At 45.0% G+C, this 13,625-nt stretch carries 12 protein-coding genes; 8 read left to right on the forward strand and 4 right to left on the reverse strand.

Annotated elements, in window-relative coordinates; translation table 11 throughout:
* The first annotated feature begins 87 nt into the window (after window positions 1-87).
* From JC606_RS14675 to JC606_RS14705, 7 genes are all read left to right on the forward strand, one after another.
* The gene (locus JC606_RS14675) at window positions 88-2,124 is read left to right on the forward strand and encodes a TonB-dependent receptor (RefSeq protein ID WP_198778859.1); all 2,037 of its coding nucleotides are present in this window, start codon (window positions 88-90) and stop codon (window positions 2,122-2,124) included.
* A gap of 149 nt (window positions 2,125-2,273) precedes the next feature.
* The gene (locus JC606_RS14680; protein WP_198778860.1) at window positions 2,274-4,406 is read left to right on the forward strand and encodes a TonB-dependent receptor family protein; all 2,133 of its coding nucleotides are present in this window, start codon (window positions 2,274-2,276) and stop codon (window positions 4,404-4,406) included.
* Window positions 4,407-4,493: 87 nt separating this feature from the next.
* A complete protein-coding gene (locus JC606_RS14685) occupies window positions 4,494-5,435 on the forward strand; it encodes a Fe(3+) dicitrate ABC transporter substrate-binding protein (RefSeq protein WP_198778861.1) in 942 nt (313 codons plus the stop codon).
* Window positions 5,432-6,466 (forward strand): FecCD family ABC transporter permease, encoded by a 1,035-nt coding sequence (locus JC606_RS14690; protein WP_198778862.1) that lies wholly within the window; start codon window positions 5,432-5,434, stop codon window positions 6,464-6,466. The genes JC606_RS14685 and JC606_RS14690 overlap by 4 nt, the downstream gene beginning before the upstream one ends.
* On the forward strand, window positions 6,466-7,437 hold the full coding sequence (locus JC606_RS14695) for a FecCD family ABC transporter permease (RefSeq protein ID WP_137406756.1): 972 nt from the start codon (window positions 6,466-6,468) through the stop codon (window positions 7,435-7,437). Before JC606_RS14690 ends, JC606_RS14695 begins: the two co-directional genes overlap by 1 nt.
* A 2-nt stretch (window positions 7,438-7,439) precedes the next feature.
* Window positions 7,440-8,204: a Fe(3+) dicitrate ABC transporter ATP-binding protein FecE gene (gene fecE / locus JC606_RS14700; RefSeq protein WP_137406757.1), complete on the forward strand. Its 765-nt coding sequence runs from the start codon at window positions 7,440-7,442 to the stop codon at window positions 8,202-8,204.
* A 129-nt stretch (window positions 8,205-8,333) separates the two neighbouring features.
* A complete protein-coding gene (locus JC606_RS14705) occupies window positions 8,334-8,714 on the forward strand; it encodes a hypothetical protein (RefSeq protein ID WP_198778863.1) in 381 nt (126 codons plus the stop codon).
* 128 nt (window positions 8,715-8,842) lie between these two features.
* On the opposite strand, the gene JC606_RS14710 is transcribed toward JC606_RS14705, so the two are convergent.
* The gene (locus JC606_RS14710; RefSeq protein ID WP_137406759.1) at window positions 8,843-9,766 is read right to left on the reverse strand and encodes a LysR family transcriptional regulator; all 924 of its coding nucleotides are present in this window, start codon (window positions 9,764-9,766) and stop codon (window positions 8,843-8,845) included.
* A gap of 200 nt (window positions 9,767-9,966) precedes the next feature.
* On the opposite strand from JC606_RS14710, the gene JC606_RS14715 reads away from it, so the two are divergent.
* Window positions 9,967-10,992, forward strand: coding sequence for a zinc-binding alcohol dehydrogenase family protein (locus JC606_RS14715; RefSeq protein ID WP_198778864.1), 1,026 nt, complete (start codon window positions 9,967-9,969; stop codon window positions 10,990-10,992).
* A 136-nt stretch (window positions 10,993-11,128) separates the two neighbouring features.
* On the opposite strand, the gene JC606_RS14720 is transcribed toward JC606_RS14715, so the two are convergent.
* The 3 genes from JC606_RS14720 to JC606_RS14730 all read right to left on the reverse strand — a co-directional run bounded on the left by JC606_RS14720 (window position 11,129) and on the right by JC606_RS14730 (window position 13,400).
* Window positions 11,129-11,728: a CIA30 family protein gene (locus JC606_RS14720; RefSeq protein WP_198778865.1), complete on the reverse strand. Its 600-nt coding sequence runs from the start codon at window positions 11,726-11,728 to the stop codon at window positions 11,129-11,131.
* 18 nt (window positions 11,729-11,746) lie between these two features.
* Complete coding sequence (locus JC606_RS14725) at window positions 11,747-12,016, reverse strand: DUF3081 domain-containing protein (protein WP_198778866.1); 270 nt, start codon at window positions 12,014-12,016, stop codon at window positions 11,747-11,749.
* Window positions 12,017-12,158: 142 nt separating this feature from the next.
* Window positions 12,159-13,400 carry an MATE family efflux transporter gene (locus tag JC606_RS14730; RefSeq protein ID WP_198778867.1) on the reverse strand — a complete coding sequence of 414 codons (1,242 nt, stop codon included), beginning with the start codon at window positions 13,398-13,400 and terminating at the stop codon, window positions 12,159-12,161.
* Between the last annotated feature and the right edge of the window lie 225 nt (window positions 13,401-13,625).

Raw genomic sequence — 13,625 nt, forward strand, 5'->3', positions numbered from 1 at the left:
AGATCAAAAAATATATATTGCAAACATAAATGATATTTGTTTTCATTCGCGCTGTTGAGAATTTATAAATTAAAACGGAATTAGAAAATGGATATCAGATTGAACTTATCTCCTCTTGCTCTCGCGATTGGAGGGGCATTGACGGTGGTCGTTGGCGTACCAAATGCAGTGGCTGAAGAACAAGCCAAAGTGGATGAAACATTGCAAATTATTGGTCACCAATACGAAGGATATGCAGAACATATGCCTCAGTCAGGAACCAAGACAGATGTTGAATGGTTGGACGTACCACAAGCAATATCTGTGGTCACGAAGACAGAAATGGAAGACCGAGGCGCGGTACGTTTAGTGGATGCACTCGATGGTGTAGCTGGCGTCAATAATACCCTAGGCGAAGGTAGCCGAGACCAGTTCGTTATCCGTGGGTTTGACTCACTCAATGACATGTATCGTGATGGTATGCGTGATGATGGGACCTTACAGTCATACCGAAGCCTCGCAAACATTGAGCGCGTTGAAATTGTTAAAGGCCCGGCTGGTGCGCTTTATGGTCGAGGTTCTGCTGGCGGTATCATTAATCTAGTCACTAAGCGTGCAGAGGGTGAAAACTTCACCAATGTAAATGGTAGTGTGGGCAGCAACAGCCAGTTTGTTGGACAAGTTGATAGTTCAATGGCTTTTTCAGACAAGGTTAATGGCCGTATCAATGTGGAGCATCGCCAAGCCGATTCTTACGTCGATCATGTGGATTCTAACGATTTCTTTATTGCCCCAACGATTCGAGTGATGCCTTCTGATGGACACACTATTGATCTCGATGTTGAATATGCTCACCAAGAATTAGTGCCTTATCGTGGTGTTCCATCCAAAAATGGTAAACCAGTCGATGTTTCTGAAAGTACTTTTTACGGTGGTACCAACGATTACCAAGAGTCGGATAGCATTCGTGTTGGCGTTAATTACGAGTGGCTTTTGAACAGTGAGTGGTCATGGACCAACCGTGCTGCTTACAATCATATCGAGCTAGAACAAAAGGGCACGCGTCAAGGAACGGTGACAGGGGATCAAGTCTCTCAAACCGTGAACAACTTCGGCTACGACCCACGTACCACGACGACCTTGCAATCGGAACTCGTTTGGGAAACCGATTCTAATCAAATGATGATTGGTGCAGACTACAATCAAATCAATATCGACCTTACGCTTGCAAGCGATAAAACTCTACCTCCAAATGATATATACAACCCTGTTGCTGGACCAACACCTGATCCGGGTTTTAAACCGTTCCGTGATAACACCACAACGACCGCTGGCGTATACATTCAAGATGTTTATACCTTTGGCGACCTATCAGTAATAGGTAACGTACGTTACGACTCAATGGAACTGGAACAACAAAAGGCAGGATCAGCTAAAGAGCACTTAGATGATAACAAGGTGAGCTACCGTGGTGGTTTGGTTTACCGAATCAATAATGACACGTCGGTCTACGCAAGCTTAGCTCGTTCGTGGCAATTACCTTACTCAGGTATTTATATCAATCCGAAGCTAGCGGAGTTCTTCCATACCGATCTAAAGGAAGTCGGTGCAAAAGCCTACCTATTGGATAACGCCTTGATGCTCAATGCAGCGCTTTTCCAAATTGATCAAGAACAGCCTGAAACCAACACTAACGGGGATGTCGTCAACAAGATTGAAGCGCGTCACCAAGGCATTGAATTGGAAGCTCGCGGCCAGATTTCTGAGCAATGGGATATTTCGATTGGCTACAGCTTCCTCGATGCTGAAGACAAAGAGACAGGCAAGAAACCTAACGACGTGTCTGATCATTTGTTCTCACTGTGGAGTACCTACCAGCTAGACGACAACTGGCGTTTAGGTGGCGGTGTGAAATATGTCGGCGACCGCTATGCGGGTAATGACGAAGCCGTCGCATTGGGGGATTACACCACGGTTGATTTGATGGCGGCGTACACCACCGGTCGTCACAAAGTCCAAGCGAATGCTTACAACGTGCTGAACGAGAAATACATTCTCGGAACAACCAATGGTAAGTCTGGCACCAACCAGGTTGGTTACGGTGCACCAGCTGAATTCATGCTCAGCTATGGCTATCAGTTCTGAATATAAGATCTTTTATAAACACTTTTGTTTGCTAGCAAATAGCGAACGGTTTTGGCCTTATTTCGAGGCCGTTTAGCCCAAAAGGTCAAAGGACATATCGAATCGATGGTAGCGCCTTTGACCTTAACCTGCCTTTTTAGGAGATTTTCATGCCTTACCAGAATTTGGATGGTAACCCCTGTGCTCAATCGCACAAAAAGTTGCGCTTAAGTGCTCTTGCAATAGCCATCACTTCCGTGACCTCGATGAGCGTACTTGCAGCGTCTGAAGCTCAAACAACAACCATGGAAACGGTCGTCGTTACCGGTAGCTTGATAGGGAACTCAGAGCTCGAGGACGTGAGAGAGTACCCTGGCGCTCGTACCGTTTTGACCAATGAACAGATTAAAAAAACGGGTACGCTTTCGGTTGATTCTGCTCTTCAAAGTGTTCCTGGTATTAAGGTTCAAGATGAAACAGGCACCGGTGTTCTGCCTAACATCTCAGTTCGTGGTTTGAAGGCAAGTCGAAGTGGTCATGCTCAGTTTCTAATGGATGGTGTGCCGCTTACTCTAGCGCCTTATGGTCATACTGGACAATCTATCTTCCCAGCGACGCTTTCGATGCTTGATCGTATTGATATTGTGCGTGGTGGTGCGGCGGTTCAGTACGGGCCAAACAACGTGGGTGGTGTGATCAACTTAGTGACCAAGCCTATTCCTTACCAATGGCAAACGGAAATGAGTAATCGCTTAACCGTTTTTGAAGATGGCGATACCCCGTTGAACGATATTTATCTGCGTACTGGTGGTTGGCTGAATGATGTGCTGGCACTTCAAGTGGAAGGTAACTTCTTAAAAGGGGAAAGTTTCCGTGAACATTCCGATACAGACGTTAAGAACTTCCAAGCTAAGTTACAGTGGTTGCTGAGTGATACTCAAGAACTACAAGCTTTCGTGCAGCGTTATGATGCTGACACGCAAATGCCGGGTGCTTTATCGCCAGAAGATTACGAGAAAGACCGTACACAATCCAAGCGCCCTTATGATGAGTACCAAGGTAAATCGACGCGTTGGAGCTTAAAATATTTACATGATTTGAATATTGCTGATAGTGCCGAGCTGGAAGTACTGACCTTTGGCCATCGTTCTGAGCGTTTCTTCCAGTGGGGTTACAACAGTACTAAAGATGTGGCGTGGTCTGATCCGTCGCAGCCATCGACTGATATTCGTACGTCACCACGTGAATTTAAGGTGTATGGGGTAGAGCCTAAACTCGCGATCTATTTTGACGGCAATACAGTGACCCAAAACGTAATTGTTGGGGCTCGCTACGTCAACGAAGATATCGATTACAAGCTTACTCAAACGCCGATTGCTGGTGGCTTGACAACGACCCCACGTGACTGGCACTTAGACACCGACGCTTATGCTGGCTATATCAGTAACGAAATTGGTTTGTTTAATGATGTGTTAAAGGTAACACCTGGTATTCGATATGAATCAATAGATATGGCATTTTACGATCTAGGTAAGGCGGAAAAGACAAATAACAAAGTCACAGAATGGTTGCCTGGTTTAACGGTGGCGTACCATTTAACTGAGCAATGGGTAGGTTATACCAATGCTCAGAAATCTTTGCGAGCACCACAAATTGCTTACATCCGTGGTAAAGGTGAAGAGGGCAGTGAACTTGCATGGAGTTATGAGTTGGGTGCTCGCTACAACCAAGATTCAACCAGTTTCAACGTAGCGCTTTACCGAATCGATTTTGAAGATCAGCTTCAATGGCAAAAAGCGACTGAAACTTTCGACAATATTGGAAAAACACTCCACCAAGGTGTTGAGCTTTCCGGCCGTTACACGCTGGAATCTCTTCAGGCTCTGAGCTTAGGGGCGGGCTATAACTACCTAGACGCAACGATTGAAGAAGACGGTGCAAACAAGGGCAATCAACTGCCTTACACATCAAAACATCAATTTAGCTGGGATGCGACTTACGCATTTAGCAAGCTAGATACCACCTTGTCTGGCTACTACTTCAGCGAGTCATACTCTGACAATGCGAACACGAGTGACGAGGATGCTATCGGGGCGACGGGCAAAGTCCCAGCCTATATGGTATGGAACTTCAATTTGGGCTCCGATCTATACAAGGATGAGAGTAGCAACCTGCGCATGAACTTCGCTGTCAACAACTTGTTTGATGAGGACTATTACTTCCGAGGCATTGATACCAGCCCTGTTGGTCGCTATCCGGCGCCAGGGCGATCTTATACCTTGGATCTGAATTACCAGTTCTAATCAGTAATTAATTGAAAATCATAACGAATAAAAGTCGCCAATACCCTTGGCGACTTTCACGGTTCTAGCGTTAGAGGATAATTTAATATGGGAAACGACTCTCAACCAGTTTCAACGAATACATTACGCCCAATGAATAGATTATGGTTAAGTCTTGCTGCATTGGTGATGTGTTTAATTTCATTTTCGAGTTTGGCCAAAACAAGAGTCATCCAAGATGAGCAAGGTCAGTTTGAGATTAACACCACGCCACAGCGTATTGTTGTGCTGGAATTCTCATTTGTTGATGCATTAGCCGCGGTAGGCGTTTCTCCCGTTGGTGTAGCCGACGATAATGATGTGACACGAGTGATTCCAGCAGTACGAGACTTGGTTGATCCTTGGCAGTCTGTTGGCATGCGATCTCAACCTAGTCTAGAGGCTATTGCTGTGCTCAAGCCTGATTTGATTATCGCAGATGCGGAACGTCATCGAGCTGTGTATCAAGATCTACAGCGAATTGCACCGACTTTGCTATTAAAAAGCCGAGGAGAAACTTATCAAGAAAATTTGGAATCAGCGCTCAAAATTGGTGTTGCTCTTGATAAGCAATCAGATATGGAGCAACGAATTCAACAACATCATCAAGCTATGCTCGGCTTCAAGAGCCACTTCTCTCTAAAGCAAACCGTCCAGTTTGCTGTCGTATCGGATAAAGGAATGTGGCTTCATGGTCCTGCATCTTATGCTGGAGGAGTACTGACAACATTGGGAATTGCGAGCCCGATTAAAGAGCTTACTGAAAAAGCGTATTTGCCAACAAGCTTTGAGTTGCTGCTAAAAACCAATCCGGACTGGCTGCTATTGGGCGCTTACTCGCATCCTAATGTGATCAACGATTGGGAGAACAACCCGTTATTCAACCTAATGACTTCAGCAAAAAATAGTCAAGTTGTTGAAGTGTCACCAGCACTTTGGTCATTAAATCGAGGCATGCTAGCGGCTGAACAGATGGCGAAAAATCTAGAGCAGATCTTGGAACGATCATGAGAACGATATTGACTTCTAGCGGAAAGCGAAAGCTGACAATATTACCGTGGCGAGCCACTGTATTTACGTTGTCAGTGTTGTGTTTGATGCTATCTGGCTATGCGGCTTCGATGCTGGGATGGTCCAACTTTTCTCTGACTCTTAATGACTTAGTTGGCTATTGGTTTGCGTTTGATACGAGCAATATGACTCATCAAATTTTGGCGACTTTGAGAGCGCCAAGAACCTATGCTGGGTTGTTGATTGGAGCGAGTCTAGCGGTTGCGGGCCTATTGATGCAGGGCTTAACAAGAAACCCACTCGCATCTCCTTCTATTCTTGGTATTAATTCTGGTGCTGCCTGTTTTATGGCTTTAGCTGCCATAGGCGTGCCTGTTGTCAGTGAACTAAATCCAATTCTTAATGCTGTTATCGGTGCCTCGTTAAGTGGCGGTGCTGTGATGATCCTCGGTGGTTTTTTTTCCGCACGTTCTCACCCTTTGCGCTTGGTTTTAGCGGGCATAGCCATTACAGCACTACTGATTGGGTTGACTCGAGCAGCATTGATTCTTGCCGACGATATGGCTTATAGCGTGCTGCATTGGCTTACAGGCTCATTATCTACGGTGGATGATGAACAATGGCGAATGTTGTGGCCCCCGATAATGGTTGGGCTAGGGTTAGCTATTAGCTTGGCGCGCAACCTTAATTTACTGGCGCTTGGTGAGGAGGTTGCGGTTGGGCTAGGCAGTAACATCCGCCTTACGCGATTCATTTGTAGTGTGACCATTGTTTTGCTGGCAGGCGCGAGTGTCGCTATTGCCGGGCCTATTGGCTTTGTCGGATTGTTAATTCCCCACTTAGTTCGTCCTATGGTTGGGCATAATTACCATGTTTTAATTCCCGTTTCCGCTATGGCTGGTGCTGCATTGGTATCTTGGTCAGACGCGTTGTCGCGAGCTATTGCTTTCCCGACAGAAACGCCAGTGGGTGTCATTACCGCTTTATTAGGGACACCTTGTTTTGTTCTCATAGCTACGAGGAGGTCTTAATGCATCATAATGCGAAGCTATTGTTATTGCTTGGGCTGCTTATGCTGATGGCCTTTTCTAGCTTGTTTGTTGGGGCTGCATCACTTTCTATTTCTCAAGTGATGGAACATCTGATTGCTTTCTCTAGTGACGATTTTGTTATCCAACAGTATCGGTTGCCACGTATGTTACTCGCAATCAGTGTCGGTGCAGGGTTAGGGCTTTCAGGCGTGTTAGTACAAGGTGTAATACGTAACCCTCTGGCGTCTCCTGACTTGATGGGAATTAGCGCCGGAGCAGGCCTTGCTGCAACAGCGAGTTTGGTTTGGTTTCCTAATGCGCCGGTGAGTTTGCTTCCTATATTTGCGATGTTTGGTGGTGTTTTTGCAGCTGGATTGATTGCCTTATTGGCATGGTGGTCTAAGCCAACACCAGCCAAACTGGCATTAATTGGTATTGCAGTAAGTGCGTTTCTGGCCAGTTGTATTGATTTCTTACTCGTCACTAACCCTATCGAGATCAATACAGCCATGGTATGGCTCACAGGTAGCCTTTGGGGTAGGAACTGGCAGCAAGTCCCATTTATCTGGGGGGCGTTGGTTTTACTATTACCAATGGCATTATGGCTCGCTTGGCGATTAGACGTGTTGGGACTGGGTCAGGAAAGTGCGACTACCTTGGGTATTAAGCCCAAACAGATTCAGGTTCTCGCATTGTTGGCAGCAGTGTTACTCGCAAGTGTCAGCGTGTCAGTAGCCGGGACAATCAGTTTCGTTGGGCTATTGGCGCCTCACCTAGCGCGCTTATTGTTTGGGCATAATCACAAGTTGCTAATCCCCGCGTCTGCTTTATTAGGGGCCATTTTAGTCACCTGCGCAGATGCACTCGCACGAGGTTTGAACCCTCCAATCGAATTGCCTGCCGGCGTACTGACGTCAGTGATTGGCGCACCTTATTTCATTTTTCTTCTTTATCGTTATCGAGGTTGGTAACCATGCTAAAAACGCAGAATCTTTCCGTCGCGTACGGCAAACAAACGATCATCCCAAACCTCACGGTTTCAATCCCTAAAGGGAAAATTACCGCATTAATTGGCCCCAATGGATGTGGTAAATCCACTTTGTTAAAAACCTTGGTAAGAATTAATAAACCGATGTCGGGAGAGGTGTCGTTTGAAGGTAAACCATTATCAAGTTATGGCGATAAAGCGCTTGCACGTTCTTTATCGCTTCTGCCACAAATCCTAGTTAGCCCGGAAGGTATTACCGTTAGAAAATTGGTCGAATATGGACGTTCTCCTTATGTATCTCACTGGGGAAAGTTAGGAAAAGACGATCAAACCATTGTTGAGCAAGCGATGCGTGATACAGGCGTACTTGAATATGCTGATAAGCCAGTAGAATCATTATCAGGGGGACAAAGGCAAAGAGCGTGGATCGGAATGGTGATAGCACAAGATACGGACATCGTTATGCTTGATGAGCCAACCACGTATTTAGATATGTCGCATCAGGTGGAGCTAATGAATTTGATGCAACAGATGAACGCCAAAGGCAAAACGGTGGTAGTGGTACTACACGATCTAAATCAAGCGTGTCGTTACTGCGATCATTTGGTGGTGTTAGAGCAGGGTAGTGTTGTGGCAGAAGGCTCGCCCGACGAGGTGATGACAGAGGCGTTACTTGATGATGTGTTTGACCTAAATGCGAAAGTATTCCGCGATCCGATTTCGAATACGCCGATGTGTGTAGCGATTTAGGTAGTGATTGTTTGAAGCAATTATTGACCGACAGCTAGCTATTCAGTCATTCGGAGTTGTGATTGAGATAGTATTTTGCTAAAAAACGCGCATAATCTCGCTATACCACATTTAAAGAAGATATTACTTATGACTACGTTTCAATACTACTTTCACCAACTGCCTTGTTTTGACTGCAAAAAAACGACAGTAAGCACAGATCTTGGTTGGTTAACGCCAGCGATGAAAGAGGTGGTTTTAGCGCAACTGACTGAAACACTAGCACAAGGTGAGATTACCCCTGACCTTACTGCGAACGTTGTGTGCACTAAAGCAGAAGCTCGCGAGTACCTGCTGTTGAACTTCTTTGGTTATTCAGAAGAAGAGCTTGAAGGTGAAATCGAGGCGGATGATGAGCAAGAAGTCGCTGACGAGATCGCAGAGCTGCTTGAAGACGGCAAAGACACGATTGAGTTCGAACATGAAGTAGCGCTTCAGTGTTGTGCTGACTGCGACATCATCGAAGAATAACTAAATATCTTCTAAAGTAAGCGAATCAGTTTGCCACATCTGGTGATAGGTCATTCGCAAAGGCGCTCGTGAACAATTGTTCGCTAGCGCCTTTTTTGTATCCAGTTTGAAATTCAGCATTAAGATGCTTAGCTGTTGATGACACCTTGCTTATTGAGCTGGGAAAGGATCTCCGCCGTTTTCTCACGGAATAAATCTCTCAGTAAACGAACGGTTGGCGTGATGGATTGACGGCTTGGGCACACCAACCAAAGCTCTGTCGGTGTCGGCTCATAGTTAGGCATGATTTTGACCACATCGCCAGACAGCAAATGACTCGACATATCCAAACAAGACTTTATCGCGATACCTTTTCCTGCAACACACCATCGCCTAACTAGGTCAGCGTCATTGGATGCACGATTCCCTTTGAGCTTTACTTTGTGGTCTTGGGTGCCGTCGTTAAAGACCCACTCATCCTGTAACATGTCATGGAGTTGATACAGCAGTCCGTTGTGCTCAGCCAAATCACTTGGATGGTCTGGGCTGCCTTTTTCTGCGAGATACTCAGGCGAAGCACATAATATTCTTGGCACATCACAAATTTTGAAGCCATACATGTTGGCATCAGTTGGCGAACCATAACGCAGCGCCATATCCACAGAATCACGATAAAAGTCGATGTTACTGTCGCTGATGCTCGTTCGAAGTGTCGCTTGAGGGTAATCAAATAGAAACTCATCTAGCCAAGGTATGACGAGGTTTCGCCCTAAATCTGATGAAAGCGCGATTCGAATTTCGCCATCAATGACACCAAGCTCCTCGCGTATATTGAGTTTCGCTTGGTCCAACATTTTCAACGCTTGTTCGCACTCTGGTAAATATCTTTCTCCAGCGGGAGAGAGACGAAGATGACGAGTAGTTCTTACAAAAAGCTCTGCACCGAGTGCCGCTTCAACGCGTTTCACTGCCGCACTTGCCGTTGCTGTGCGCATGTCTAGGTTAGTGGCGGCTGCTGTGATACTGCGAAACTCCGCTACCTTTAAAATTACTTGTAAGTCTTCAAGAAGCATGTCATTTCCCTGTTCTGAGCCGTGAATCGGTTGCTCTATTCGCCATAAGTTTGGCCATTTTGCTGTGGTTAATCTTAGTATTTTGCTTGCGTATATACACCTTATTATCAAAAATAATTTGATAATAATTCAAACATTAGGCTGTTTATCTAAAGTGAGAAATCTCTAAGATTCAATTATCGAATTTAAGGAGAAGCACCATGTCACTACCATCTACAATGAAAGCCATCGGATTTACTCAGTCGCTAGCGATTACAGAACCAGAAAGCCTGTTTGAATTTGAAACGAGCCTGCCGGCACTAAAAGAGAATGACTTACTAGTAAAAGTGAGTGCGACTTCTATCAACCCTGCAGACGCAAAAATCCGAATTCGCAACGCAAAAGATAAGACACTTGAGCAACCAAAAGTGTTGGGCTACGACGCTGTTGGGGAAGTGGTTGGCAAAGGCACAAACGTTGAAGGTTTCGAGTTAGGCGATCGTGTGTACTATGCGGGTGACGTAACACGCATGGGCGCTAACGCAGAATACCAAGCCGTTGACTACCGCATCACAGCTAAAGCGCCACAAAGCTTAACGGATGAAGCCGCGGTTGTTATGCCGCTTGCAACGCTCACTGCGTGGGAAGCGTTATTTGATCGCCTGCGTGTTCGTCTTGAAGAGAAAAAGTCTATCCTGATCATTGGCGGTGCTGGTGGTGTTGGCTCTATTACTATTCAGCTAGCGAAGCAATTAACTAACCTTAATGTTATTGCGACAGCGTCAAGACCTGAAACCGAGCAGTGGGTAAAAGACATGGGTGCAGACCACGTAGTGAACCACCGTAACTTGGTTGAATCAGTGCGTGAGCAAGGCATCCAGTATGTGGATTACATCTTCAATGTTGCGGACACAAAAGGTCACTGGGATGCGATGGTAGAATTGATTGCGCCGCAAGGCATGATCAGTTCAATTGTTGAGTTTGATACTGAGATTGACCTCTCTGCACTACAAGGTAAGTCAGTAGGCTTCATTTGGGAGCTGATGTTTACTCGTTCGCTGTTCAACACCGACGACATTCAGAAGCAGCAAGATATCTTGTTCCAAACGGCGAGCTTGATTGATGCGGGGCGTATCAAATCTACGCTAACCACAACACTGAATGGTTTGAGTTCAGATACGCTGAAAGAGGCGCACCAACGTATTGAAAGCAGTGCATCGATTGGTAAAACTGCCATCAAATACTAAATGTTAATGACCTAGAATATAGGCGTTTTGAACCCTTGAGCATTGGTTGAGTCTTGACGCTTGAAAAGAAGAGCCCCAGACATTGTTTGCAAAGCGACCGGTGTCTGGGGCTTTGTTCATCTGTGATCTTTCCAATTTATTCGGATGCTTTGAATTGAATCTGAAGCAGTTTTAATTCAAAGGGCAAAGGCTGTTTGTCTGCAATCAAAAAGCCGAACTGTTTGATGTCTTGAGCTTTGAGTTCTGGTGCATTGTTGAGTAATCGGCCTCTAAACACGGCTTGAAAGTCCTCTAGTCTGAACACTTTCTTGAGTTGCTCGCCTTGGATGGTCTCAAAGCTGTGCTTGTAGTTGGTTTTATAGCCGTCTTTCCATGTGGTGAACCTTAACTGGTAGGTGCGTCCATCACCAACAAAGGATAATTCTACGTTGTTAACCGCGGGATTTAACGATTCAAGAGAGCGGTTTATTGAGCTGAATCCACCATTATTTTCTAATGATAGGTCTCCCTTAAATAGGCTCTGCTTGCCATCGTAAATGAGCCCACCTGTTGAAATGCCACCCATTACATTATCGTTGATTGCAGACCATTTCTGGTGTTCGCTTGCTTGCGTGAAATCAATCATCTCTGTTCCTGCTGTTGACGTTGCAGACCATAGCAACGATACGCTGAGGGTTAACCATAAAGGCGTTATTCTCTTATGCAGATGGTACGCTGTGAAGTTTGCCTCGTTCATGATTTACTCCATTGCTCATTAGTCCGCAGAAGGTTCCGTGGCGAGTATTCCCAGACAATGGTGGATGAATTCAGAGTAGTTTGACGCGTTGTCGTACTCAATTTTCAGCGAACCATGAAACATCAGTGTCACGGTGACGTCTTTGTAGCTTAGCCAACAGGTGTAACCATCGTAATCATGCCAAGCTATCATCTCACCAACTTGATATTTGTTGTTCAGTTGTTCCCCTGAAGAGCGAATGAACTCGAATACTCTAAGAAACTCAATGATGGTGATCCTGTTGTCCATGTGTGGCTCCCTCGGTGTGAACGACGATAAATAGCTAAGCACTTGTATTTAAATCGTTACGGTTTGCTTTTAGGTTCCGATCACTAAGAGAGACGCGAGCACTTTTAGATTGTGCTCGCGGTATGGAAGTAGAGAAATGTATCTACTGATGAGCTCCTAAAAGAGCTTCAGATTTATGCTTGATACGAAACACAAAATAGACCATTGACGCTAGAGCAGCGATAAGGTTACCGAGGGCCATGAAAAAGATGACATTGAGAACAGGATTATCGAAAGCGCTAATAAAGAAAGCTCCTGGCAGCCCAACAAAGATCATTGCAAGTCGAAATAGCGGCGGGAGTTGAGAAAAGCCTCTAACTCTTAACCAAGATATAAACACAAGAGCAATACCATCAATTGCGATCACTGCGACAGAGAGTTTTAATGCTTTTACCAATTCATTTGTTGCAGTAGGTGTATAGATCTGAGAAATAGCCTCAGCAAGTAAAATTAACCCAAATGCACTCACGAGGATATAACCGAACATAATTGTGAGCATTGAGTAAGGTTCATTAGAGGATTTGTCCATTTGAGAGAGTGAAATGGACAGAGATATCACCAACCCTACATAGAGCACGGAAAAGCTATTCATAAAGTTGAGGGCAAATCCAAGATACGCAGTATGCTCTTGGCTATAAAGGCTAGCAAACGTAAGAACTAAAATTGAAATACCACCAGTGAAGCAGATACTGGTTAATGCTTCTGTGCGACCAAAATTAACAAGTATTCCGACCTTTTCTTTGTTGAATCGTGGCGTAGCGATGAGCTGATTTTTGAAACCTAGATATATGACAGGCAATAAGGTTAAAACACGTATTGCTAGGGTTGATATTGATACCGCTACAGAAGCATTATCTATGTTAGCTATTGCGATATAGTTAAAAGCGATATTCGCTATTGCACTGGCTATTGTTACCGCTAGCACTTTTTTCTCTAAGCCTTGTGCTTCTAAAATGTTGCATAATCCAACATAAATAGCCAACGGAAAAATACTAATGGAAAGTATAAAATAACTTTGAGTTGCGTGGATTGTAGCATCAAAAAATTGGCCCACAAGAAGGCTTATAACAAGTAAAATCACGCCAAGACATATTGAATATCCAAGTATTTCTTGAGCAGTTTGACGAGGTGCCTCTTTGTTCTGTCCAATGACAATATTGATACCAATACTGAGTACGACAGCCAAGATAACGAAAACCTGAGCGACTTGTGAAGCCAAGGTGTAATCTTGCACTGCCACCATATTTGTATGCCCTAACATGATCATATCGACCATTGCGAGAGACAGTGCAACAAACCTTGTTGCTGAGATTATTAGGGCTCGCTTAAGGAAAGTTGCGATCATATTAAAGTTGCTTTGTTGCGTAATTTAATGGATCTAAATCCTGAACCTACTATCTGCTCACTTCCGTCCACTCCCTCTCGTAGCCCAATACCTCAACTTCGTGACAAAACAACCAGGAAGCAATACAACCAATCATTAACCGTGGTTCTCTGACCTTTTGGCTTGATGACGGCGTTGTTGATCAAATCAGCTTGAAGGTCAACGACACCATATGTGACTCACCGT

Source organism: Vibrio sp. IB15 (genome assembly GCF_016406055.1).
Lineage (GTDB): Bacteria > Pseudomonadota > Gammaproteobacteria > Enterobacterales > Vibrionaceae > Vibrio > Vibrio chagasii.

What these genes read in the sequence shown, in the direction of transcription:
- JC606_RS14675 (WP_198778859.1), top strand. Translation starts at nt 88, where the DNA reads ATGGATATCAGATTGAACTTATCTCCTCTTGCTCTCGCGATTGGAGGG.
- JC606_RS14680 (WP_198778860.1), top strand. Translation starts at nt 2,274, where the DNA reads ATGCCTTACCAGAATTTGGATGGTAACCCCTGTGCTCAATCGCACAAA.
- JC606_RS14685 (WP_198778861.1), top strand. Translation starts at nt 4,494, where the DNA reads ATGGGAAACGACTCTCAACCAGTTTCAACGAATACATTACGCCCAATG.
- JC606_RS14690 (WP_198778862.1), top strand. Translation starts at nt 5,432, where the DNA reads ATGAGAACGATATTGACTTCTAGCGGAAAGCGAAAGCTGACAATATTA.
- JC606_RS14695 (WP_137406756.1), top strand. Translation starts at nt 6,466, where the DNA reads ATGCATCATAATGCGAAGCTATTGTTATTGCTTGGGCTGCTTATGCTG.
- fecE (WP_137406757.1), top strand. Translation starts at nt 7,440, where the DNA reads ATGCTAAAAACGCAGAATCTTTCCGTCGCGTACGGCAAACAAACGATC.
- JC606_RS14705 (WP_198778863.1), top strand. Translation starts at nt 8,334, where the DNA reads ATGACTACGTTTCAATACTACTTTCACCAACTGCCTTGTTTTGACTGC.
- JC606_RS14710 (WP_137406759.1), bottom strand. Translation starts at nt 9,766, where the DNA reads ATGCTTCTTGAAGACTTACAAGTAATTTTAAAGGTAGCGGAGTTTCGC.
- JC606_RS14715 (WP_198778864.1), top strand. Translation starts at nt 9,967, where the DNA reads ATGTCACTACCATCTACAATGAAAGCCATCGGATTTACTCAGTCGCTA.
- JC606_RS14720 (WP_198778865.1), bottom strand. Translation starts at nt 11,728, where the DNA reads ATGAACGAGGCAAACTTCACAGCGTACCATCTGCATAAGAGAATAACG.
- JC606_RS14725 (WP_198778866.1), bottom strand. Translation starts at nt 12,016, where the DNA reads ATGGACAACAGGATCACCATCATTGAGTTTCTTAGAGTATTCGAGTTC.
- JC606_RS14730 (WP_198778867.1), bottom strand. Translation starts at nt 13,400, where the DNA reads ATGATCGCAACTTTCCTTAAGCGAGCCCTAATAATCTCAGCAACAAGG.